2 protein-coding genes are annotated in these 2,772 nt (G+C 68.0%); both read left to right on the forward strand.

Annotated elements, in window-relative coordinates; genetic code table 11:
- The first annotated feature begins 415 nt into the window (after positions 1–415).
- On the forward strand, positions 416–865 hold the full coding sequence (locus AB0N07_RS50220) for a PTS glucose transporter subunit IIA (RefSeq protein WP_365847591.1): 450 nt from the start codon (positions 416–418) through the stop codon (positions 863–865).
- A gap of 77 nt (positions 866–942) precedes the next feature.
- On the forward strand, positions 943–2,613 hold the full coding sequence (gene ptsP, locus AB0N07_RS50225; RefSeq protein WP_365847593.1) for a phosphoenolpyruvate--protein phosphotransferase: 1,671 nt from the start codon (positions 943–945) through the stop codon (positions 2,611–2,613).
- Positions 2,614–2,772 lie beyond the last annotated feature (159 nt).

Consider the following 2,772-nt stretch of genomic DNA (forward strand, 5'->3'; position numbering starts at 1 on the left):
GGCGTTGATTTTTGGCACGCTGTTGAGTTCTCAAGGAACGGACGCTTCCTTTGTACTCACCCTCTCGGGCTTTCCTCCGGGCGCTTCCCTTCGGTGTTCCAAACTCTATCAGTGTTTTTCCGTCCCCCTGACCACCTCCCTGCAGACATGCAGAAGGTGACCCCGAGATAGGATCTGACAAGTGTGGGTGCCGCTGAAGCCAGGACGCTCAGTCGCGCCGCTCGGCCTCAAGCAGGAGTACGACTGTACACGCGGCCGGGAAGCGGGTGCAAATCGATAGAGCTGGTGGTCTAGACCACTATCCGGTATCTTCCATGCGGAACCGGCAGTTCATCTGACATACCCTGCTCCACAGTGCGCCGTCCGGTACAGGCAGTGACGGCCCATATGGATCTCCACCTCTGGGAGGCTTCCCATGACCACCGTGACGTCCCCGATTGCAGGACGCGCCATCGGCCTGGCAGCAGTGCCGGATCCAGTCTTCTCCGGGGCCATGGTGGGCCCGGGTACGGCCATCGACCCCGTGCGAGAGCCGTCCGAGGCCGTTTCTCCCGTGGCCGGAGTCATCGTCTCTCTCCATCCGCACGCCTTCGTCGTTGTCGACGAGCACGGGCACGGTGTCCTCACACACCTGGGCATCGACACCGTGCAGCTCAACGGTGACGGCTTCGAGCTGCTCGTGAACAAGGGCGACACCGTGACGCGGGGACAGGGCGTGGTCCGCTGGAACCCGGCCGCCGTGGAAGCCGCCGGGAAGTCGGCGGTGTGCCCCATCGTGGCGCTCGAGGCCACGGCCGAGGCTCTCTCCGATCTTCGTGACGACGGTGACGTGAAGGCGGGCGACAGTCTCTTCGTCTGGAAGTGACGTCAGTGCCGTCCTATGACGGCAAGCAGGACAACCACAGCGGCGGCGGGACCCGCCGCACTATCGGAGACGGTGAGATGGAGACAACGCTGCGAGGCGTCGGTGTGAGTCACGGTGTGGCGATCGGCGAGGTTCGGCACATGGGGACAGCGGTGCTGGAGCCGCCTGCCAAGCAGGTTCCGGCGGAGGACGCGGAGCGTGAACAGGGGCGCGCCCGCCAGGCCGTGGACGCTGTGGCGGCCGATCTGATGGCGCGCGGCAATCTGGCCGGGGGCGAGGCCCAGGCGGTGCTCGAGGCGCAGGCCATGATGGCGCAGGACCCCGAGCTGATGGCGGATGTCGAACGGCGTATCACCGTCGGGAGCACGGCCGAGCGTGCCGTGTACGACGCTTTCGCCGCGTACCGGGCCCTGCTGGCCGGTGCCGGCGAGTACCTGGCGGGTCGGGTGGCCGACCTGGATGACGTGCGGAATCGTATCGTCGCCCGGCTGCTCGGGGTGCCGATGCCGGGTGTTCCGGACAGCGACGAGCCATACGTTCTTATTGCACGTGACCTTGCTCCTGCCGATACGGCGCTGCTCGACCCCGCCCTGGTCCTCGGTTTCGTCACCGAGGAGGGTGGGCCGACCAGCCACAGCGCGATTCTTGCGCGGGCGCTCGGTGTTCCGGCCGTGGTGGCGCTGCCGGGTGCCGGTGAGCTGGCCGAGGGCACGATGGTCGCTGTCGACGGCAGCACCGGCGAGATCTTCGTGAACCCCAGCGAGGAGAAGAAGGCGCAGTTGGAGGCCGCGGCCGCCGAGCGCAAGGCGGCGCTCGCCGCCTCGACCGGCCCAGGCGCCACCTCCGACGGTCACAAGGTGCCGCTGCTGGCCAACGTCGGCGGACCCGCGGATGTGCCGGCCGCAGTCGAGGCCGGGGCCGAGGGTGTGGGTCTGTTCCGTACCGAGTTCCTCTTCCTGGACGACAGCAAGAACGCCCCGTCGGAAGCGAAGCAGGTCGAGGCGTACCGGCAGGTGCTCGAGGCTTTCCCCGAGGGCCGTGTGGTTGTACGTGTGCTGGACGCCGGCGCAGACAAGCCTCTGGAGTTCCTCACGCCGGCCGACGAGCCCAATCCGGCTTTGGGTGTACGTGGTCTTCGGACGCTGCTCGACCACCCCGAGGTTCTGCGCACCCAGCTGACGGCACTCGCGAAGGCCGCGGAAGGGCTGCCGGTCTACCTCGAGGTCATGGCCCCGATGGTCGCGGACCGTGCCGACGCCAAGGCGTTCGCGGACGCGTGCCGTGAAGCGGGACTGCAGGCGAAGTTCGGCGCCATGGTCGAAATTCCTTCGGCCGCGTTGCGGGCTCGGTCGATTCTGCAGGAGGTCGAGTTCCTGTCGCTGGGGACCAACGACCTGGCGCAGTACACGTTCGCGGCCGACCGTCAGGTGGGTGCGGTGTCCCGTCTGCAGGATCCGTGGCAGCCCGCGCTGCTCGACCTGGTGGCGCTGTCCGCGGAGGCGGCGAGGGCCGAGGGCAAGAGCTGTGGCGTCTGCGGTGAGGCGGCGTCCGACCCGCTGCTCGCATGTGTGCTGACCGGTCTTGGTGTCACCTCCCTCTCCATGGGCGCGGCATCGATTCCCTATGTGCGGGCCGCTCTCGGCAAGTACACGCTGGCCCAGTGCGAGCGGGCTGCTGCGGCGGCCCGGGCCGCGGAGAGCGCCGTGGATGCGCGCAAGGCGGCCCAGGCGGTGCTGTCCGGCGAGTAACCGAGTCGGCGGTCGGCTGTTGTTGCACCGGCTGTTCTTGAGGGGCGCTCCACCCGCGGGGGGAGCGCCCCGCGTGCGGTGAGTGGGGGTGGGCCGGTGTGCGTCCATACAAAACCCGGGCCCGCGGGAAGCAGTAGTAGAATAAAGGAAGATCGTGGT

The sequence above is a fragment of the Streptomyces sp. NPDC051172 genome (genome assembly GCF_040682555.1).
Classification (GTDB): Bacteria; Actinomycetota; Actinomycetes; order Streptomycetales; family Streptomycetaceae; genus Streptomyces.